This is a genomic window from Corynebacterium sanguinis (genome assembly GCF_007641235.1).
Classification (GTDB): Bacteria; Actinomycetota; Actinomycetes; order Mycobacteriales; family Mycobacteriaceae; genus Corynebacterium; species Corynebacterium sanguinis.
Genome location: NZ_CP038157.1, coordinates 975,106 through 996,402, shown reverse-complemented (window position 1 = coordinate 996,402; position 21,297 = coordinate 975,106). Strand labels below are relative to the sequence as shown.

Annotated in this window: 14 protein-coding genes; 2 read left to right on the top strand and 12 right to left on the bottom strand. The window is 65.9% G+C overall.

What is annotated here, in order from left to right; genetic code table 11:
- Positions 1–3: 3 nt before the first annotated feature.
- Both E3227_RS04905 and E3227_RS04900 read left to right on the top strand, forming a co-directional pair.
- On the top strand, positions 4–1,035 hold the full coding sequence (locus E3227_RS04905) for a lysylphosphatidylglycerol synthase transmembrane domain-containing protein (protein ID WP_144317737.1): 1,032 nt from the start codon (positions 4–6) through the stop codon (positions 1,033–1,035).
- 2 nt (positions 1,036–1,037) lie between these two features.
- Positions 1,038–1,382, top strand: coding sequence for a DUF3054 domain-containing protein (locus tag E3227_RS04900; protein ID WP_181729992.1), 345 nt, complete (start codon positions 1,038–1,040; stop codon positions 1,380–1,382).
- Positions 1,383–1,650: 268 nt separating this feature from the next.
- On the opposite strand, the gene E3227_RS04895 is transcribed toward E3227_RS04900, so the two are convergent.
- The 12 genes from E3227_RS04895 to E3227_RS04840 all read right to left on the bottom strand — a co-directional run bounded on the left by E3227_RS04895 (position 1,651) and on the right by E3227_RS04840 (position 21,115).
- Positions 1,651–3,192, bottom strand: coding sequence for an acyl-CoA carboxylase subunit beta (locus E3227_RS04895; protein ID WP_136649042.1), 1,542 nt, complete (start codon positions 3,190–3,192; stop codon positions 1,651–1,653).
- The gene (pks13, locus tag E3227_RS04890; RefSeq protein ID WP_246062798.1) at positions 3,176–7,948 is read right to left on the bottom strand and encodes a polyketide synthase Pks13; all 4,773 of its coding nucleotides are present in this window, start codon (positions 7,946–7,948) and stop codon (positions 3,176–3,178) included. Before pks13 ends, E3227_RS04895 begins: the two co-directional genes overlap by 17 nt.
- 31 nt (positions 7,949–7,979) lie before the next feature.
- Entirely contained in the window at positions 7,980–9,770 is a 1,791-nt protein-coding gene (locus tag E3227_RS04885; RefSeq protein ID WP_144317735.1) for a FadD32-like long-chain-fatty-acid--AMP ligase, read from the bottom strand.
- Between the two features lie 73 nt (positions 9,771–9,843).
- Positions 9,844–10,791, bottom strand: a complete 948-nt coding sequence (locus E3227_RS04880; RefSeq protein WP_144317734.1) for a cutinase family protein — start codon at positions 10,789–10,791, stop codon at positions 9,844–9,846.
- A gap of 32 nt (positions 10,792–10,823) precedes the next feature.
- Complete coding sequence (locus E3227_RS04875) at positions 10,824–11,306, bottom strand: DUF732 domain-containing protein (protein WP_144317733.1); 483 nt, start codon at positions 11,304–11,306, stop codon at positions 10,824–10,826.
- A gap of 3 nt (positions 11,307–11,309) precedes the next feature.
- Positions 11,310–13,244: an alpha/beta hydrolase-fold protein gene (locus E3227_RS04870; protein WP_144317732.1), complete on the bottom strand. Its 1,935-nt coding sequence runs from the start codon at positions 13,242–13,244 to the stop codon at positions 11,310–11,312.
- 186 nt (positions 13,245–13,430) lie between these two features.
- The gene (locus tag E3227_RS04865) at positions 13,431–14,228 is read right to left on the bottom strand and encodes an SDR family oxidoreductase (RefSeq protein ID WP_144317731.1); all 798 of its coding nucleotides are present in this window, start codon (positions 14,226–14,228) and stop codon (positions 13,431–13,433) included.
- A gap of 19 nt (positions 14,229–14,247) precedes the next feature.
- On the bottom strand, positions 14,248–15,231 hold the full coding sequence (locus tag E3227_RS04860; protein WP_006840434.1) for an alpha/beta hydrolase: 984 nt from the start codon (positions 15,229–15,231) through the stop codon (positions 14,248–14,250).
- Positions 15,232–15,351: 120 nt separating this feature from the next.
- On the bottom strand, positions 15,352–17,142 hold the full coding sequence (locus E3227_RS04855; protein WP_144317730.1) for an arabinofuranosyltransferase AftB family protein: 1,791 nt from the start codon (positions 17,140–17,142) through the stop codon (positions 15,352–15,354).
- A gap of 583 nt (positions 17,143–17,725) precedes the next feature.
- The gene (locus tag E3227_RS04850; RefSeq protein WP_144317729.1) at positions 17,726–18,721 is read right to left on the bottom strand and encodes a decaprenyl-phosphate phosphoribosyltransferase; all 996 of its coding nucleotides are present in this window, start codon (positions 18,719–18,721) and stop codon (positions 17,726–17,728) included.
- Positions 18,718–19,221 carry a phosphatase PAP2 family protein gene (locus E3227_RS04845; protein ID WP_144317728.1) on the bottom strand — a complete coding sequence of 168 codons (504 nt, stop codon included), beginning with the start codon at positions 19,219–19,221 and terminating at the stop codon, positions 18,718–18,720. The genes E3227_RS04850 and E3227_RS04845 overlap by 4 nt, the downstream gene beginning before the upstream one ends.
- On the bottom strand, positions 19,208–21,115 hold the full coding sequence (locus E3227_RS04840) for a glycosyltransferase (protein WP_144318597.1): 1,908 nt from the start codon (positions 21,113–21,115) through the stop codon (positions 19,208–19,210). Before E3227_RS04840 ends, E3227_RS04845 begins: the two co-directional genes overlap by 14 nt.
- Between the last annotated feature and the right edge of the window lie 182 nt (positions 21,116–21,297).

Below are 21,297 nucleotides of genomic sequence, written 5' to 3'. Positions count from 1 at the left end.
CCCGTGCGCTCGCAAGTGTGGCGGTGGGTCAGGTGGCTGGCCCCGCTCGCGGTGCTCGTGCTCCTCGCGTTGGTGTTCCGCGACGAGCTTTCGTTTATCGGCGAGGCGGCCCGCGCGCTTGCCGACGCCCCTGCCGCCCCCGTCGCCGTCGCCATCGCGTGCGCGCTGCTGTCGATCGTGTGCATGGCCGCCGTCATGCAGTTGCTGATCAACGTGGAGCGGCCCGTCGCACACCTCCCCCAGGCCAGCGCCATCACTTTAGCCTCAAACGCCTGGTCCACCTCCATCCCGGGAGGCCCCGCCGTCTCGGCGTGGCTGACGTTTCGGGTGCAGCGCTCCTGGGGCGCGAGCGCGGGTGTGTGCGGCTGGTTCTTCGTCGTCTCTGGGGCCCTGTCCACGGTCTGGCTCGTCCTCATCGGCATCGCCGCGGTGATTTTTCTCGGGGCCTCTCTCTCGCTGGCGGCGCTAGGAGTCTCACTCGCCGTCGCGGTCGGTACGACGCTGGCCCTCTACTGGGCAACCCGCAACCCCGAGCTTCTAAAAAAGTGGGTGCGCTACGTTCCCGAGCGCGTGCGCGGCAAGCTCATCTCCGTGATCGACGAGGTCTCGCGCATCCGCATGTCCGCCGGGCGCTTCGCTCTGACCGCCCTGCTCACTCTGCTCAACCGCCTTTTCGACCTCGCGGTGCTGTACTTCTCCGTCTGGGCCACCAGCGGGGAGGTACCGCTGAGCAACCCCGGACTGAACCAAACCACGCTGGCAGGGGTCACCCTCGCATTCGTCATGACCAAACTCGTCGGCGCCGCCCAGGTCACCCCCGGCGGAGTGGGCACCGTCGAAGCAATCGCCGCGGGCACCCTGGTGGCCGGCGGGCTCCCGCTTGTCGACGCCACCGCGGCCACACTCATCTACCGCGGAGTATCCTTCGCCCTGATCACCGCGATCGGGTGGGTGGTTTACCTCGCCACCTACGCCGGGCGCGGGTTCATGATCGGCGCACCGCAGCCCGACGCGGCGCCCCGCGTAAGCTCGTGAGCATGATTCGCAAGAGCTACGCCATCGCAGCAGATTTCGTCGCCATCGCCGCCTTCGCACTCCTGGCCCGCGCCGCCCACCAGACGGAGGAGATGAAGTTCAACTTCGCAGGTTGGCTGGAGACTTTCCTCCCCTTCGCCGTCGGCGTCGCCCTCGCCTGGCTGATTACCCGCGAAAACCGCGGCTGGCTGATCTGGCTGATCACCCTCGTCGTCGGCCTGATCATCTGGGGCTTCTACCGCGATAAGCTCCCCCACTGGTCCTTCGTCATCGTGGCGTCGTCCATGTCGGCGCTGCTCATGCTGGGCTGGCGCGGCGTCGTCGCCCTCGCGCAGAAGCGCCGGTAGGTGTTAGCCCCATTTTTCAGCGCAGCCGATTACGGTGAGGTTCCACACCGCGCTCGCCCCAATGAAACCCAAAGCGGGGCACCAACGGGCGGTAGCCGCCGTCAGTGCCCCGCTTTCGAGGGTCGTAACCTGGCTTACTTGAAGCTGGAGCCCCACGCGTATAGCGGGTCACCCGAGGACAGGCCGGATAGGAACCACACGACGTAGTTGAGAGCTTCGCCGGCGATGTCAAGTGCGCTAGAAATCATGATTAACCTTTCGTTTTTCTTTACAGAGGGCTGATTGCGTGCTTCTTGGGTAGGTCAAATACCTGTTTCGAAGCAAGCTGGCGTAACGCCCGTCGGAGAGCAAGTCTAGTCTCCGACGGCTGGATCATGGAATCGATGAACCCGCGTTCGGCGGCGACGTAGGGAGAAGTCATGGTTTCGTCGTAGAAATCCATGAACATCTTCTTCATCGCGGCGCGCTGTGCCGGGTCCTCCACGGCGGCGAGCTGCTTGCCCTGGATCATCACTACCGCGGCCGCTGAACCCATCACCGCGATCTGTGCGGTGGGCCAGGCCAGGTTGATGTCGCCGGTGAGGTTCTTCGAGCCCATCACAGCGTAGGCGCCGCCGTAGGCCTTGCGCACGATCAGCGCGACCTTGGGCACGGTGGACCCGGCCACGGCGAAGCCAAACTTGGCGCCGCGGTGGATCAGACCCACCTTCTCCTGCTCCACACCTGGCAGGTAGCCGGGGGTGTCCACCACGAACACGAGCGGGATGTTGTAAGCGTCGCAGATGTGGATAAACCGCGCGCCCTTGTCCGCGGCGTCGGCGTCGATGCAGCCGGCGTAGTGCATGGGGTTGTTCGCCACGAAACCGACCGTGCGGCCGTCGATACGCCCAAAGGCGCAGATGAGGTTCTCGGCGTAGTTGGCCTGGATCTCCACGACGTCCTCGTCATCGCCAAGCTGGACCAGCAGGTCCATCATGTCGTAGCCGGCGTTGGTGTCGTCCGGCATGAAGGTGTCGAGGTCGGAGTCGTCGAGCTCGTCGTCGGCGGGCGCCCACGCCACCGGGGCCTCGTCGAAAGTTGAGGTGGGCAACAGCGCCAGCAGCTCGCGGACGTAGTCGAAGGCCTCCTCCTCGCTGCCGACAACCGCGGAGACGTTGCCGTTGAGCTCCTGCTGGGAGGCTCCGCCGAGCTCGGCAGAGCTGATGTTTTCCCCCGTAACCTCGCGGATCACGGCGGGGCCCGTGACGTACATCTCGGCCTGGCCCTCGACAGCGACGACGAAGTCGGTGGTCACCGGCGCGTACACGGCGCCCCCGGCGGACTTGCCCAGCATGATCGAGATCTGCGGGGAGCGACCACTCAGCGGGAACTGGCGCCGCGCGATCTCCGAGTACATCGCCAGCGACGTCACCGCGTCCTGGATGCGCGCACCGCCGGAGTCTTGGATACCGATCACCGGGCAGCCGATCTTGATGGCCATGTCCATGATCTCGGTGACTTTGCGTCCGAAGGTGACGCCGACGGAACCGCCGTAGACGGTTTTGTCGTGGGCGTAAATGGCCACGGGGCGGCCGTCGATACGCCCGTAGCCGGTGACCACACCGTCGGAGTAGACGGCGTCCGGGTCGCCGGGGGTGCGAGCGAGCGCGCCGACTTCGACGAAGGTGCCTTCGTCCAAAAGCGCGTTGATGCGCTGGCGCGGCGTGGTTTGGCCAGCGTCGTCGCGCCTCTTGCGTGATTTCTCCGAGCCCGGGTCCTGCGCCTTGTCCAGGCGCGAACGCAGGTCGGCGAGCTTAGCGGCGGTTGACATTATCAATCCAATCGTTCATGTGCTTGCCGACGATCCCCACCGCCGGCTCGTCGACTACCGCGAGGTGGTCTCCGGGTAGATGCACGATTTCCAGGTCGTCGACGATGGCCCCCCAGCCACCGTCCTCGTCAATGTGGGCGTAGGCCGGCTCGAGGATGATCGCGCCCTCGTGCATCCGCTCCGCGCGGAACAGCAGCACCGGCACCTTCACCCCAGCCCAGCGGGCGAAGTCGAGGTTGCCCAGGATCTGGTTGTCCACGAACGATGCCCGCTGGTGCTCCAGCACACCGGCAGCCAACCCGTGGGCGGAGGCGTCGGTGGTGGCGAGGAACTCGCCGAGCATGTTCAACACGGCGTCCTCACCCGCGCTGTCGAGCAGGTCGTAGGGCACCGGGAAGTCGAGCCCGTAGGTGTCCTTGGCAAACTGCGCGTAGCGTTCCCAGCGCTTGCGCGTCTCCTCCTTCGTCTTCGGCGCGGGATTAGACGGCCGCGTGGTGTCCAGCAGCGCGATGAAGGCGACCTTGTCGTCGCCGAGCTGGTGGGCGACCTCATAGGCCAAAGCACCGCCGAAGGACCAGCCGGCGAGGACGACCGGGCGCCCGTCGGAAAGCCGCTCAATGTCCTCGACGTAGGCCGCGGCGCGCTCCTCGAGCGTGCCCTCAAGCCGCTCAATGCCGTAGACGGGCACGTCGCTGGCCAGCCGGCGCGACAAGGGCTCGTAGACCGAGCTCGATCCCCCGGCCGGGTGGAAGACGAACACGCTTGGCTTATCGACGCCCTGACCACGCTCCCGGAACACCCGCACGTTGCCATCCACGGGCGTTTCCAGGCCCTCGCGGACCTTGTTGGCCAGGGTCTCGAGCGTTTCCGCAGCGCTGACCTCGGCCGCGGTGACCTCGATGCCGGAGCGCTCGAACAGGTGCGCGGCGATCTCGGCGGCGACGGCGTCGTCGATTGCCGGCAGCGGGGAGGTCACACCGGCAGCAGCTGCGCCGGCGTACTTCGCCCAGGCGCCGAACACCATGCGCTCGGAGGCGTCGCGCGGAGCAACGCCCACCCCAGTTGTCCCGGCGGCCTCGGCCTTGGCCACCTCGGAAGCGACGTCGCGGGTCGGCGAGTTGTCGGGGCGCGGCTGCGGGGCGTCGCTGTTGCCGGCGACGGCCTGCTCGACGATGCGGACCACGTCGGCCACGGAGGCGTCGCGAAGCGTCTGCACCTGCAGCGGTGGAATCTGGAAGTCGTTTTCGACGCGGTTTTTAATGCGCATGCCCATGAGCGAATCCAACCCGAGGTCGATCAGCGGCAGCTCGTCGGGCAGGTCATCGGCGTCGTAGCCCATCGTCTCGGAGACGATCGCGCGCAGGCGCTGCGCCACCGTTTCACCCGAGCTCGGGTCCCAGCGCACGGCGTCGACCTCCTCGACGCTGCGCAGCGGTGCTGCCTCGGCGGGCTCGGCGACCTCGGCCACACCCTGCGGCGAGCGCGGGCCCGCCAGATCGAGCGTGGTAGCGAAGCCTTCTACGAGCAGCGTGTCACCGCTGTAGACGGAAACGCTGGTGCCGCCGAGGGAGTGCGCCGCGATCGTGGTCAGCTCGCCGTGCGCGGGCAGGACCCCGTGCTCCTGGGTGGCCACAACGCTCGCGCCCGGGCTGACCTGCTCCGCCACGGCCTCGATGAGCTGGTGCGGGCTGTAGACCTGGTCGGCCTGCACCGCGTACGCCACCTTGCCGTCGGGCAGTGCGACCTTGGTGCCCAACAGCGACGCGCTGCCGGACAGCGGGCGCGCGGAGGTCCACAGGCGGTTGCGCTTCATCGTCGTCGCGGGTGCGGCAAGAAGCGGACCCGGACCGTAGAAGCCGGTGAAGTCCACGGGCACGCCCTGGACGTAGAGCTTGGCCGCTAGATCACGCAGCGACTCAACCTCATCGACCTTGCGTTTGGTGGAGAACAGAAGCTGAACGTCCGGCTTGCCCGCGCTAAACGCGGTGTTCATCATGCCTATCACGGCCACCGGGTTCGGGGCGATTTCAACAAACGTGGTGTGCCCGGCGCGCAGGGCCGCTTCCGTGGCGTCCTGGAAGAAGACGGGTTGGCGGGTCATGCGCAGGAAGTACTCGTCGTTGTGCACCGTCTCGCCGGCGGCGTACACCACGCCGCGGTCCACGGAGGAGTACAGGGGCACGCGCAGCGGCTGGCCGGTCAACCCGGCGAGCTCACCGGCGAGTTCGCCCATAATGGGATCAAGCATGCTTGTGTGTCCCGCGCCCTTGACCTGCAGTTTGCGGACGAACTTCTCCTCGGCCTCAAGTGCACCAACCAGCACGTCGACCGCCTTTGCGGGCCCGCCCACAGTGGTCATGCCGGGTCCGGCATAGACCGCGGGCTCCACGCCCTCGGCCTCGGGGTGGGTGCGCACGAACTCGGCAAGCTCCTCGCACCCGAGCTCGACGACGGCCATCGCACCCTCGGCATCGGTGCCGGCGATCTGCTCCACGCCCTCGTTCATCAAACGGGCACGGTGGCACGCGATGCGCACGGCCTCTTCACCCGTTAACCCGCCCGCGCCATAGGCCGCGGCCATCTCGCCCATTGACATGCCCATCGTGGCGGCCGGGGTGATACCAAAGCTGGCCAAAAGGTCCGTCTGCGCGACCTGGATCGCGGTGATCGCCACCTGGCCGGTTTCGGTGTCGTAGGTCTTTTCGTCGTCGGTGATCAGGTCCATCAGGGACCAGCCGGACTCGAACGTGACCACCTGGTCGAGCTGCTCCAGACGGCGGCGGAACAGCGGGGAGATCTCCACGAGCTTCTTCGCCATCAGCCTGTGCTGCGAGCCGAATCCGGAGTAGACGAACACCGGGCCGACGGGCGCCGGGGAATCGGCCACAGCGATGCCCGGCCCGGTCTTGCCCTCCGCCACCTGGCGCAGCCGCTTGACGGCTTCTGCGATGCTCGCCGCCTGCACGACCGCGGCGGAGCGAGCGTGGTTGCGCTTTGCCAGCGAGCGCGCCACGGGCACGAGGTCCGCGTCCTTGCGGCCCTCAAGATAGTCAGCCAGAGCGGCCGCAGCATCTTTGCGTCGCGACGGCAGGTGGCCGGAGACCGGCAGGGCGACCGCGGCGCTGTCGCTGTGGGCGCCGACAAGCTCAGCTGGCGTCGAAACAGGTTCCGAGGAGTAATCGGCGGGGTCGAAGTCACTCACCACAACGTGGGCGTTTGTACCGCCGAAGCCGAAGCCGGACACGCCCGCGATGCGGCGGCCCGAGTAGCGCGGCCACTCGCGCGGGTCCTGGACCACCTCGATGTGGGCGGCGTCGAAATCGACGTACTCGTTCGGGGCGGTGTAGTTCACCGACGCCGGGATGGCGTCGTTCTTGAGTGCTTCGACCACCTTGATCAGGGCGGCTGCGCCCGCGGCGGACTCGGAGTGGCCGATGTTCGATTTCGCGGAGCCGAGCAGCAGCGGGGCGGCGTTCGTGCGCTTTTGCCCGAGCACGGCTCCGAGGGCGGTGGCCTCAATCGGGTCGCCGAGGATTGTGCCGGTGCCGTGCGCCTCGACGAGATCGACCGTGGCCGGGTCGATGCCCGCATCCGCGTACGCGCGGCGCAGGACATCGACCTGGGCCTCCGGGTTCGGTGCGGTCAGCCCGTTGGAGTGCCCGTCGGAGTTGGTGGCCGAGCCCTTGATCACACCGTAGATTGTGTCGCCGTCGTTCATCGCGTCGTCAACGCGCTTGAGCACGAGGAACCCGGCGGCCTCCGAGCGCACGATGCCATCGGCATCGGCGGAAAACGCGTGGATGCGCTCGGTCGGGGAAATCACCCCGAGCTCGGAGAACATTAGCGACGCGTGCGGGCTGGCCATGATGTTGACACCACCGGCAAGGGCGACGTCGCACTCCCCGTCGCGCAGCGCGCGGACCGCGTGGTGGGTGGACACCAACGACGCCGAGCAGGCCGTGTCCACGCTGACAGAGGGTCCGCGGAAATCAAAGGCGTAGGAGATACGGTTCGGGATGATCGCCGAGGACGCGCCCGTCAGTCCGTAGGGGTGCGCCGTGGTGGGGTCCGAGGACATGAGAAGGCCGTAATCGTTGTTCGAGGAACCGACGAACACCCCGACGGGGGCACCCCGCAGGGAGCTGGCGGGAATGTGCGCGTCCTCGAGCGCCTCGAACGCCAGCTCCAGCATGATGCGCTGCTGCGGGTCCATGTTCTCGGCCTCGAGCGGGCTGAGACCGAACATTTCGTTGTCGAAGGACGCGATGTCGCTCAAATACCCGCCGGCGGTGCTTTCGTCCTCCAGCTTGGTGCGCATGAGGGGGTCGGCCAGGTACTCCGACCAGCGCCCCTCGGGCAGGGGTCCGGTGGTCACCTGGCCGTCGATAAGCAGCTGCCAAAACTCGCTGACGCTGTCCGCGCCGGGGAAGCGGCCCGCGGTGCCGACGATGGCGATGTCGCGGGTGCCCGGTGAATGATCCGCGCGATTGCGCGCGGCCTGATACTGCGGAGCGTCCGGGGTCTTCTGCGCGGTCAGCGCGGCAGCCAACGAAGCGATCGTCGGGTACTGGTAAGCGATCGTCGGATCGATCCGCGTGCCAAGCAGATTCTCCAGCTCACCCGACATGATCACAGCGTCGCGCGAGGACAAGCCGAACGTTTGCATGGGCTTGGCCGGGTCGATGTCGGCGATGTCGGCTCCCGTGGTCTGGGCAACCCACTCGCGCAACCAGGTGATCAGCTCAGTTTCGTTCATAAGCATTGAGCCTATCGCTCCTCGCTTCTTTCTATCGGTTGAGGTACTTCTGCATGTTCACGCGGCGGGCAATCTTGCCGGAGGACGAGCGCGCAATCTCATTCGGGGCGTAAAACTCCACCACATCGGGCGACACACCATGCTTGGTGGTCACCGCGGCGCGAATGGAGTCTTCCGCAGCGAGGTCGCCTTCGGGTGAGGCGCCGTCGGCGCGCTCGACGAACAGCACCAGGCGCTCAACGTCCTCGCCCGGAACCGCGAAGGCCGCGACCGAGTCCGCCCGGACGTGGTCGGTGGCCTCCATCACGGTGGCTTCGATGTCCTGCGGGTAGTGGTTGCGCCCGGCGACAACCACCAGCTCCTTGAGACGGCCGGTGATGTAGACCTCGCCGTCGTAGATGGTGCCCAGGTCACCGGTGGCAAGCCACGAGTCGCGCAGCAGGCCCTCGCGCAGCGTCTCGTTGATGGAGTTGTCGAAGGAATCCTTGGTTTCTTCCTCGCGGTCGAGGTAGCCCCCGGCAACGTTGGCGCCGTGGATCCAGATCTCGCCGATGGAGCCGTCCTCGAGCTCGTTGCGGGTTTCCGGGTCGACGATCGCAAAGTCCATCCAGCGCACCGGGTGGCCGGTCGAGGCCATGGCCAGGCCATCTTCGGCTTCCACGGCGCGGCCCAGGGCGAGCTGCTCGCGGTCAAACCTGGTAAACCGCGGCTCGTCGGCGAGCGTGACAATCAGCGTCGCCTCGGCCAGGCCGTAGCCGGGACGAAGCGAGTCGCGGCGCATACCGGCAGGCTCGAAGGCCGCCATGAACGTGTCCACACCGGCCTGGGTGACGGACTCGGAGCCGATGATCAGCCCCTCGACGCCGGACAGGTCAATGTCGTCCGATTCGGTGACCGGGGCGTAGCGTGCGGCGACGTCGAGGGCGAAGTTTGGGATCACCGAGTAGACGTGCATGTCGTTGGGCTCGTCTGCGCGGCGTGCCAGCTGTTTGATGAAGCGCTTCGGCTGCTGGATGAAGTCACGCGGGGCCATTAGTTCAACCTCGTTGCCCAGCACGACGAGCAGCATCGACACGATAATGCCCATGTCGTGGTGCAAAGGCAGCCAGATCGCGCCACGCAGCGGCTGCTTGAGCTTGCCGGCGGTGTAAATCTGGATCACGTTGGTGACAATTGACTCATTAGTCAACACCACGCCCGCCGGCATGCGGGTTGACCCCGAGGTGTACTGCAAAAACGAAGTATCCAGCGCGGTATCGGTGCCCTCCGCCGTCTCCAGCGGCTCCCACGACTCGGCGAGCGAGTCCGGCAACGAATCCACCAAGAGAATTCGGGGGCGTTCGGCCGCCGGCAGGTCCGCAAAAAAGGCGCGCACGGCAGGCGCGCCCGCCTTGTTCGTCAGGACGGTTTTCGCAGCCGAATCCGCGAGCACGGCCTTGAGGTGCTCGCCATGTCCCGGCTCGTTGGGGTCATAGAGCGGGATCGGGACCTGGCTGGCGTACATCGCCCCCATGAAGCCGAACAGGTACTCCGGGGAGTTCGACGCCAGGATGGCGACGCGATCGCCGGGCTCGCCGACCTGCATGAGACGCGCGGCCACGGCCTTGATGCGAGTGTTGACCTCGCGGCGGGAGTATTCAACAACCGTGCCCTCCGCACTCTCGGAGTAATCCCAGTAGCGGATGTTGGTGTCATCGATGTTGCCCATCTGGGCACCCATGAAGTACAGCATCTCGGTCAGTGCCGGGATGGTGAAGTTTTGGGGGAGGACGATGTTTCCGTCTTCGTCGATGAAGCGCTGGATGATGACTCCGAGATCCATGGGACTCCTTTGCGTGAGTTTCGGCGGGCGGGGTGTGTAGACCCATTACTATATAGTTTCGTTATCAAAATTGTTACCTTGAGCGCAACTCCTCGTCGATCACGCCACGCGCCCAATCTACCGTCCATTGCGGAGCCGTAGTGCCGTCGATCACATTGGGGTTGGACGCGTACATCGCGTGCGTGCCGTTAGCCAGCATCAAGTCGCCCGCGCGGGCAATCAAAGTGCCGATATCCTGGGGCGCGTCGCAGATGGAGTCGTCGGGCGCGCAGATCTGAAACGCCCAGTCGGAGACCTCGCCGAAGCCGCCCGGGCGCGGCCCGCGCATCGTCGCACCCGGGGTCACCGCCCCGACAACCCCCTGGACGGGTTGCAGCGCGATCTCCGCGCCAACGCCCGGAAGCTCGCCGCCGGGATTTATGCCCACACCGTTTTCCCGGCGCCCGTCAGCGATCATCACCGCACCGAGCAGCTTCTCCGGCGGCACCGGGTGGTTACGCGTGCCAATCTGGTTAGCAATGTCGCCGGCGATCACCGCGCCCTGGGAGAACCCGGCGATGATGAACTTCGTGCTGGGGCAGGTGGCGTTGACGAACTCGAGCTCGCCGTTGGTGCGCACCGTGCCTTCCTCGCGGGACTGGTCGTAGGTCATCTCCTGGCGGCCCTGTTTCGACTGGATGTTGCGGAACTGCGCGGTGTACGGGGTCGTCCACACGCGCACCTGCCCGATGTCGTAGGCCTCCTGGAGAGGTCGGCTGATCGAGAGCATGAAGCTGTAGGGGTTCGCCTGCGGGTTGAACGGGTCGTCGTCAGGCGAGCTCTCCCACGTGCCCGGAATCGAGACGAACTGCACCGCGGGGCACCACTCGGGTTCCGCGGGTGGCTCCGGCGAGTCGTCGGTCGGCAACGCAATCGGCGGCTCCGGCAAGGTCGGCCCCTCACCGGAGCGCCACTGGGCGATGCCCATCGCGATGAGGATCACCACAATGACGACGGAGACGACGATTAACAGCTTGCGCACAAATGCTCCTTAAAAGAGGCGGCTAGCGTGAGCTAGCACAGGTGCTCGTGCGCGGAGTCGTCGATAAGCGTAGAGACGTCGTCGGGGGCGAGCTCGGTGCGACGCTGCTCGATGAGCTGCCCGGCTACCGCGTCACGAGTGATGGTACTTCCGTCGCAGACACTAACCCCAGTGGCTGTGAGTTGGGCTTCAACCCCGTGGACGTTGATGCCCTGGTTCCTGAGCGCTTCCAGGTAGGCGTCTTCCTCAGGGGTGAACGCCGGGCCCTGCTCCGGCACAGACTCAACTTCCTGGGCGGGCACGTCTGCACCCGGGGCCGGCGCGGCGGGGCGCGGGGCAGCAGAGGTGGTCGTCGTCGACGTGGTCGCCGTCGTTTCGGTGGACTCGGTCGTCGTCGCAGGCATGCTTGACGACGTCTGCACCGACGTCACCTCCGAGCTGTCCACGGTGCTGGACCCGCACGCGGTAAGGGCACAAGCCGCCGAGATCGCGGCGGCTGCAAGAAGATGTTTCATGCCCTAGCGCATCCGCTCTACAACGCGGCCGTTGATCTCATCGAGCGACCCGTTCTGGAAGTCGATGGTGCGCCCGCCGGCGGGGATGTCGCGCTGGTCGGAGACCGGCCAGCCGAAGCGGCCCTGCTCCCAGCTGTTCTTGCCCCACTCGTCGAAGATCGCGCCGTAGTAGATCACGTGTGCGCCGGTTTCCGGCGACCAGTAGAAGTTGCCGTTCTGGAACTCCTGGTAGACGCCGCCGTTGATCTTCCTCTCGTTGCTCCTCGGGTACCCGAGCGGGGAGGCGGCGGTGTTCATCTTGCCGTACTTCGCGCCGATCGCACCGTGGAGAATGTTGTGGCTGCCATCCGGGTTCCGGGTGAGGTAGCCATTTTGGAACTTCTGCACGTAGCCGTCGCCGATCTGCTGGGACTCCGCGACCGGGTAACCCAGGTCGCCGCGCTCGTAGCCGTTCTCGCCCCACGCGGTGAACATGTCGCCAGGGATGGCGTACGCACCGGTGGACGGGGTCCAGTAGATCGAGCCGTTCTGGAAGTGGACGTAGCGCCCCACCCCGTCCGGGGTGGTCATCTCGCCGGTCTTGGGGAAGCCGAGCCAGCCCTGCGGGCCACCGAGGCTGTTGTACTTGGCCAGGATAGCGCCGAAAAGCGCGTGCGCCCCGGTGTCCGGAGTCCAGTACGCGGTACCGCCGCGGAAGTCCTCGGCCTTACCGCCGGCGATGTCGTACTCGTTGTTGACGCACGAGCCGATGACGCCGGACTTGGTGGCCTCGGCGATCGCGCCGATGGGCGCGCAGTCTGCGCCGCGATCGTCCTTGGACAACCCGAGCGAATCCGCGATGTACGGCCACGCCTGGACCATCTCGAACTGCCAATACTCCCAAGAGTGAACGCCCGAGGGACGGAAGTGGACGATCGGCTTGACTGAGGTGCGCGCCGCGTAGTCAAGGAAGGTCTGCGTGGACATGCGCGAGATCACCTCGAGGCCGACGCCCGCCAAGTTCGCCGGGCCGTTGGCCACGGAATCCGGCTGGCCGTAGTCGTCACGGCCGTTGCCCGCCGAGACATAGACCGTCATGTCCTTGAGGTTCTCGATGCCCAGCTTGGGATCGTGGTCGATCCAGTCCTGGGAGCCGGGAGGGCCCCACATGGCCAGGGAGTCGTACCCGCCGGCATCCATCTGTGCCGCCTGAATGGCCTGGGGCATGCCCGCCGTGGTGGTGTCCAGGTAGCCGGAGAAGGAGCCGACGAAGTCGAACAGGTGGGGGTTGCGCTCCGCGAGGTTCATCGCGGCGGTGCCGCCCATGGAGAGGCCGACCACGGCTCGCTTGCCGTTGGAGCGGAACTCGTTGTCGAGGATCGGAACGAGTTCCTTCGTCAGGAAGGTCTCCCACTTGTAGTTCTTGCCGTTGTTCGGGCGCTGCCAGTCGGAGTAGAAGGAGGATTCGCCGCCGACAGGAAGGACGACGTTGACGTTCTTATCGGCGTAGAACTGCTCGATGTTCGTCTCGATGGTCCATCCGTTTTCGTCGTCACGCGCGCGCAGCCCGTCGAGCGCCCAAACCTCGGGGAACGTCGCCTCCGGGTTGGAGTGCCAGTCGCGGGCGAGCAGGATCTGCACCTGCATGAGCTGCTCCGGCATCGCCGCCGACTTGATAAAGACGGCGACGCGGCGGTTGGTCAGCCACTCGATGCGGTCGACCGACACCCCGGCGGGAAGGCCCGGGATCTGCGGATTCCTGTCCACCTCGATGGGGGTGCGCTGCGGCGGGTCGGACGGGCGGATGTTGTCGGAGAATCCCGAGCTCGACAGCCCCGGCAGGCTGTTTTGGGCGACAGCGGGAGCCGCGGATGCGCCGACCACCAGCGCGGTGGGGATTGCGGCCGCGATGAGCCAGTTGCGGCTCTGAGTGAGACGCGGGGAACGAAGTTCACGCATGAATATCCTGCCTTTTCCTGTTTGTGGGTCCGTGAAAGGTACGTCATGCGCCCGTTCCGGGGGTTCCCCTCCCCCGGTACGCATGCACAACGAGTTAATCGGTCGCACCGGTGTACTTGTTACGGTACTCGAAAGCTTAAGTTTTACTTGAGAGTTTATACGTGTGACACGCCGCAACCAATGTGACTAAAGCGCATGTTTGCGAGAGATGAGGTTGAGCATCCACTGTCGAGGCACAAGCCGCGACACCGGAAACGCCAGCCACGCTGCCGATCCGCACGCATAGAACGGCTTCGGCTTATCCGCCTCAACTACCTGAGCAATTTGCTTGGCGACGCGCTCGGCACTGATCCCGGAGCGCTCATTGGTGTCAAGCTTGTGCAGCATCCTGGCAAATTCCTGGGCAAACGGCCCGCCCTCGTCGACGTACTTCGTGCGCCGCGCGGACAGGCCCGTGGCGATGGAGCCGGGCTCGACGACGCTAAACCACACCCCGAACGGCGAGTACTCGCGCCGCGCCGCAAGCGCGAAACCCTTGATCGCGGCCTTGGAGGCGACGTAGCTGGAACGGTACGCCAGCGGGAAGCTGCCCAGCATCGAACCGACCATAACCACTCGACCGCGCCCGGCGTCGCGCATTGCGGGCGCGAGGCGCTGGGTAAGGTCCACGTGCCCGATCACGTTGACTTGGAACAATCGCTCGAGCGCTTCGCGCGGCAGCTCCTCGAACGGCCCCGACTGCGACTCCCCCGCGTTGTTGGCCACAACCTCGGGCGTGCCCACAGCGAGGATCTCTTCCGCGCAGCGCTCGATCGAGTCAGGGTCTTGCAGGTCAAGGCCGAGGTAGGTCACCCCGGCAATCGCGTCGGAGACCGACTCCGGATTCCGGGTTGTGCCAATGACGTGGTAGTCAGCGCAAAGCCGCTGCGCTGTGGCGCGGCCGATTCCTGAGGTGGCACCGGTGACTACAGCGAGCGGCTTCATGGCGTGATCTGGGTCCTTCTTACCAGGCGTTCATGACATCGAGGACGCGAGGCTTCGTCGCCTCGAGCTGGCTGCCGAACTGCACCCAGTTGTGCACACCGGTCGGGGTGTAGACCTCGGTGAAGTTGATGCCGGAGGCGCGGGCTTTCAGCCCCCACAGGCGGGTGGTGAAGTTCGAGTACGCCTCCAGCGCAACGCCCGAGGCGATGTGCTGCGGCAGGTAACCCGCGTCACCCGGGCCCGGCACGGCCGCGCCCGCGGAAACGTAGACGTCCGAGTTACGCAGGCCATCCATGTTCAGGAACGGGTCGTTCTCAAAGCGCTCCGGGCTCAGGATCGAGCCGTACATCGCGTTGATGTTGAAGCCGCCACCGTCGAGAAGCGCCAGGCGCAGGGCGGTCTGGCCACCCGGGATCGTTGTGGCGAGGTAGCCCGAGAAGGACAGGACCTGGCGGAACTGATCCGGGTGCTTCGCCGCGAGGTTCATCGCGGCTGTGCCACCCATGGACAGGCCGAGGATGGAGTTGTTGTTCGGCGCGACCCCGAAGTGCTGCTGCAGATAGCCGGGCAGCTCGGAGGTGAGGAAGGTCTCCCACTTGTACACGACCGGGTTGTTGAAGTCGTACGTCGCCGGGGCCCTCCAGTCGGCGTAGAAGGAGGACTTGCCGCCGACGGGCATCACCAGGGTGATGTTGGAGTCGACGTAGGTCTGCGCGGCGTTGACGTCGCTCAACCACGCGTTGGTGTAATCCGTCGCGCGCAGCCCGTCGAGCAGGTAAAGACCGGCGTTGCCGCCGCGTGCCGCCGGCTGGATCTGGACCGGGATGTTGCGACCCATCGAGTCGGACCACACGTCGCAGCGCTGCACCCAGAAAGCGACTGGGTCCCAGTCGCAGGTGCCGGTTGCGTCGGGGCGCAGCCAATCCCGGTTAGCCGCGTGGGCTTTCGGGGCGGCGACAACCATCGACGCTGCCATCGTCGCGATGACGAGCAGCGCCATCATGGCGCGCTTGATGGAAATGCTTGCGTACACAGGAGCCCCCTAAGGCGTTGACACTAGATAGTGACGTTGACGTTATCAACTTGTTGCGTTTGGCGCCAATAGTAAAGTTGCCCTGCCCTCTCATCGAGGGGTAGGCCACGCGATTTGCGGGCCGTGCAGGCCGACGTCTTCCCCGGCCTTTATCCTGCTCAGCGTTTCCTCATCGAGATAGGTCGCGGGGTCGTCGTCAAGCTGCAGGCTCCTCCCCCCGCTTAATGCGAAGGCGATGTTCTTCGCAAACCTGCCCGGGCTCATCGGCTCGCGGGAGGACGCCAGCAGCTCCCGGATCTCGGGTGTGCGCAGCGCCGCGCGCGCCTGAAGCACGCCTTGCTTATCGACGCCCTCCGGCAGCGCATCAACATCCACAGCGGTGTCCGCGATCTGCCACGTAAACGGCAGCCACTTGTCGTGGCCGATGCGCCCCTCCGGGTCGCGGGGCATGCGTGCGGCCAGCGGCGTGGCCAGTCCCACGGTGTCGAGCACGCGCGTGTCAAGGCCCGAGTTCATGCTGGTCATACCAAGGTTGAGCAGGTAGAGGCTCAGCGGCAGGTTGTTCAGATCGGTTTGCGCCTGCGTGCGCGGGCGGGGGTACCAGAAGAAGGTTGCCGGCTCCTCGTCGGTTTGCCCAATTTCCATCTGCGCCGCGTTGAGTCGGTGTGACTCCTCGAGGGCCTGCGGCCAGTTCGACATCAGCTCCCAGGCAAGGAAGTCCTCGGCGTACTTGGGCGCGTCGCCAGGATCGTGTTTCGTGGCCCAGGCCCAAAATCCCCGTTCGTCCACAATCCAGGTCCCGTCTGGGGCGAGCGAGTCCGGGTCGTACGGGTGCGACTTTGCCACGATTGCGCCCGCCCACAGCGCCACAACCAGCACCACCGCACCGATGCGGCGCGTCAGTGGGACAACCATCACCGGCAGCAGAAGGGCAAACAGCGGCAGCAGCAGCATGCGGCCGTGCATGAAGTCGCCGCCGACACGCAGTACGTAAAGGACGTGGACCACACCGCACCCCAGCGTGAGGAGCACGATCGTGCGCTCGCGACCGTGGGCGCCGCGCATCAACACGATGCCGATCGCCAGCACAGCGGCAATGACCAGCCACAGAGCGTACGGACCGACGAAATCCCACAGGTAGACAAACCCCTGCCCCCAGGCGGAGTCAGACGCCGACTTGGCCACCGCGGTGTGCGGGGTGAGAAGGCCGTAGTAGCCCATCCGGAAAATTTGGTAGGCCGCCGGAAGCGGAATCGCCACCAACAAAATCCTCCACCACTTGCCTGGACTCGCGGCCAAAAGCACGATGCCCGTCACACCGCCGTAGAGTGCTAGTTCGGGCCTGACCAGCCACGACAGCCCGCACCAGAAGGCAAGGAAGTAGCCCACCTGCGTGGACTGCACCCCGCCGACCGGGCGCGCCCACCGGACCAACAACGCCCACCACACCGCGAACCAGAAGATGGATAGGCCCCACTCCAGCCCGGAGGTGGCAAAGTCGCGCGCCGGGGGCAGGGCGAGGTAGATGATGACGCCAAAAGGCAACACCGTATCCGCCCAGAAGCGGCCCGTTGCCCAGGTCGCTACTGCGCAGGCGGCGACGGTGAAGGCGAGTGCGAGCCACATAGCGACGGCTTCCAACCGCGCGCCCGTTAACCAGGCGGCGGCGCTGATCGCGTACTGCCACAGCGTCGACGTGTTCGCTTCCACCCGCTCGCCGACGTTGAAGACGGGGCCGTTGCCAACGAGGATGTTGCGCACGGTGCGCAGCACGATCAGGCCGTCGTCGCTGATCCAACGTCGCGTCCATCCGCCCCAGAACGCGAAAACACCCGCCACCACGGTGGACGCGATAAGTGAGAGGCGGACGTTGTGAGTCATTGCTGAAAGTCTAGTGGGTCTTTGGCCATGGAAAGTGAATGCTGCGGCCTTGGGCGTGGCAGAAGATATCACGGCCAGGGTTGGTGGGTTGGTGTGATGTTTCGGGGGGTGAGATGTCACGGTGGACGGTGTCGGTTAATCCGTGACCCGCTGTTTTGCTCCTGGGTGTTGGTTGAGTGTGACACTTCGGCGGTTGAGATGTCACAGTCAACGCCCTGGGGCGATGGGTGACCTGCGGTTTTGCGGCCGGCCGCTCGCTGACCGTGACATTCCGAAGCCCGAGATGTCACAGTCAACGGCGTTGGCCGATCGGCGACCTGCGGTTTTGCACCCCATAACCCGCTGACCGTGACATTCCACAGCCCGAGATGTCACAGTCAACGCCATACGGCAATCCGTGACCTGCGGTTTTGCGCCCTGTAACCCGCTGACCGTGACATTCCACAGCCCGAGATGTCACAGTCAACGGCGTTGGCCGATCGGCGACCTGCGGTTTTGCACCCCGTAACCCACTGACCGTGACATTCCACCGCCCCAAAAATCACGGTCAACGCCGTTGGCTGTTAAGCAACCCCGGGAGCAACTACCTCAGAGCAGGGATGACGTAAACGGCCATCACAATGCAGAGGATCCACGCCAGGGCGAGCAGCTGGAGCACGCGGTCTTCCAGCGCGATCTCGTCCGGGGCGCCGCCGTGGCCGGAGTCGACCTTCGCGGCGTAGCGCAGGATCGCGATGACGAACGGCACCATCGAAATCTGGTACCAGATCGACGCGGCGCCGTTGATCGCGTTGGCGAGTTGGAAACCCCACAGCCCGTACGACATCACCACGGCGGTCGCGGACAGAGTCCACACAAACCGCAGGTAGGTCGGCGTGTAGCCTTCAAGTGCCTTGCGGATCTTCACGCCAGTCTCCTGCGCGAGCAGCATCTCCGCGTAGCGCTTGCCGGAGGCCATGAACAGCGAACCGAAGGCGGCGACCAGCAGGAACCACTGCGACAGGTCAATCCCTGCCGCGACGCCGCCGGCCATGGTGCGCAGCATGAAGCCGGAGGACACCAGCGCGATGTCGATCACGGGGATGTGTTTCCAGCCGAAGCAGTAGCCAAGCTGCAGCACGATATAAATGCCAATCACCCACGCCAGGGCGGGGTCGGTGGCGAGGAAAGACAGTCCGATCGCCGCGACGATGAGCACGACAGCCATCGAGTACGCGAGGTTGATCGGCAGCATGCCCGAGGCGATCGGGCGGAACCGCTTGGTGGGGTGCTCGCGGTCGGAATCGACGTCGCGCGCGTCGTTGACCAGGTAGATCGCGGAGGCGCCAAAGCAGAACACCACGAACGCGATGAGGACGTCGATAAGCGAGCGCGAGGTCAAGCCGTCGAGGCCAGCGGCGAGCGGGGCCGCGAGGACGAGGACGTTTTTGACCCACTGCTTGGGCCGCAGGCCCTTGATCATCGCGTCGGCGAGGTTCTTCGGCGGCGTCTTTTGGCGCGCGATGTCGACGCCCTCGGTGTGGGGTTCGGACTTCAGAAACGGCTCTTCATGGCCAGGCGTCGGGTTGACAGTGCTCACCGTGTCTCCTTCTCCAGGCCAATGGCCACTTTCGCTACCCTGGCCCCGATGAGGGACCCGATCAAGGTGTCTGTCGGGTAATGCACGCCAAGCACCATACGCGAAAGCATCATGATCGGAATGCCGACATACGGCACCTTCGAGCCAGAAATGTCCGCCAGGTGCACCATCGCGGCGGCCGTCGAGGTGGAGTGCGAGGACGGGAAGCTGAGCCGCGATGGGGTGGACACCCCGATTGTGATGCGCGGATCGCTCGGCCGCGCGCGGCGCACGATGCGCTTGAGCACCACCGATACCGCGTGCGCGGTGAAGGTGCCCGCGGCCATCGCTGCCCACTTACGGCGGTTTCGCTTATCGACGCCCGCCCCAACGCCGGCCGTAGCCAGCCAGCCCAGATCGTGCTCGCCGAAATGGCTCAACGCCCGTGCCCCAGCGGCGACGCGGTCGCTGAGCAGCGCCTTTTGAACGGCGACGAGGATGTCAGCCTCACGCTTGCTCATCGAAAATCCTCCCCCAGTTGTCGTGGCTGGTCAGCTCAGCTTTGGCGGCGGTGTACTCGCGCTGTAGCTCGGCCCAGCGGCGCCGGATCTCCTTGTGCAGCTGCCGGGTCTGCGCCACCAGGTCGTCGGCAAGCTGCTTGTCGCGCTTGCGGAAGGCGACCCCGGTGCCGCCGGCGGTAGACACGGTCGCGGAGTCCACGCGCGAGAGGGTGAACCAGCGCGCCTCCCCGGCGGTGAGGTTGAGCTGCGGCGCCTCCCAGTGCTCACGGTCCTCGCTGTGCGCCAGGTGCACCAGCGACTTCGCCACCCACGGCAGCTTCTTCAGCTTCCCCAGCCGGCCGCCGATGTTGGCGGTGGGCACGCCCGGCGCGCCGGTGGCGGCGGGCAGGTCGGCCGCGGACGCGACGACCTGGGCATCGGAATAGTTGCTGCGCACGCCCTGGATGCGCGGCAGGGAGCTCTCCAAGATGTCGAACAGCTGGTCGGGGCCGGCGAGGAAGTCCTTCATCGCCTCGATCTGGATCGCCATGGTGGAGTACTCCATGCACATAGCGTGCTTGGCGGTGGCCTTCAACATGTTGCGCTGGATGCCGCGCGGGTCGTCGGGGCCGTAGATGGCGGCGACGATCAGGCGGTTGCGGACGTGGAAGTAGGCCTGCCAGTCAATCGCGTCGTCCTTGTCGGCCCAGGCCATGTGCCAGATCGCCGCCCCCGGCCACGTCACCGTGGGGTAGCCGGCGGCCTTGGCGCGCAGGGCGTACTCGGTGTCGTCCCACTTGATGAACAACGGCAGGGGCAGCCCGAGCTCCTCTGCGACGACGCGGGGGAAGAGGTTCATCCACCAGCCGTTGTAGTCCACGTCGACGCGCCGGTGCAGTGCGCGCGAGGTGATCTTGCGCGGGTTGGCCTGCTCCTCCGGGGTGCCGAGGTACCCCAGCGGGTAGGCGGCGAAGTCGTGGTCGTAGACGGCGTGGGGGGCGGCGCCCCACATGAAAGTCGCGCGGTCCACCGCCTCGCCCGTGGTGCGCAGCTGGGCACGGTTCTGCAGGTTGAGCATCTGCCCACCCACCAGGATCGGGCTCTTCGCGTAGCGGGCGGCCTGGACGGCTCGCAGGATGGAGTCCGGCTCAATCGCGATGTCGTCGTCCATGTACAGGATGTAGGGCGCATCCGTGCTGCCCACCCCCTCGTACATGATGCGCGAGTAGCCGCCGGAGCCGCCCAGGTTGCCCTGCGGGAAAATCCGCAGCCGGCCGCCGAGTTTCTCCTCGGCCTCGGCGAAGTCCGGTTCATCCGACGGGTGCTGGTTTCCCTGGTCCGGCATGAGCACGTCGGTGATGGCTGCCAGAACCACCGGGTCCTCCGCGAGCGCGTGGAGCGCGTTGACGGCGTCGCGCGGGCGGTTGAACGTGGGGATTCCGACGGCGACTTTCTTGTCTTCGGGGCCCGTGGTGGAGCCGTCGGCAAGCAGCTGCGGCCCGGGAAGGTGCGGCGCGCACCAGGCGGCGTCGGTGATGGTGACATCGGTTTCGGCGGTGACGTCGAACCACAGCCAGCCGCCGTCCTCGAAGTTGCGCAGCTCCAGCGGAATTTCGACGCGGCCACCCGGCGCCTCGACGCTGGTGACGGCGATGCGCTGGCCGTCCTCCTTCGAGCGGTAGACCGAGAGGGTGGCGCGGCCGTCGACCTCCATGGCCAGGACGACGCTGCCGAGCTGTGACCAGCGGCGCCAGTAGGAGGCGGGGAAGGCGTTGAAATACGTCTGCAGGGAGACCTCGGCGCCCTCCGGCACGGTCAGCGTCGTGCGGTCGGGCCACGTGACGCGGGCTTTGTTCAGCTCGCCCTCGAGAAGGTAGAGCATGCGCACGTCATGCGGCTCGCCTTTGCGAGGCATGAGGATGCGTTGGAGGACGTCGACTGCCAGTGTGTCGCTCACAAATCTCACTTTCGACTCATTGATAACGAGATACGTAGTTCAACACTACTGGCACGGCCGGACAAGACGGCGCCTCGACGCGACGGTAGCTACCTGTTCGACCGGAACGCGTTTTCGCGGCCCGAAAAACGGATTTCCGG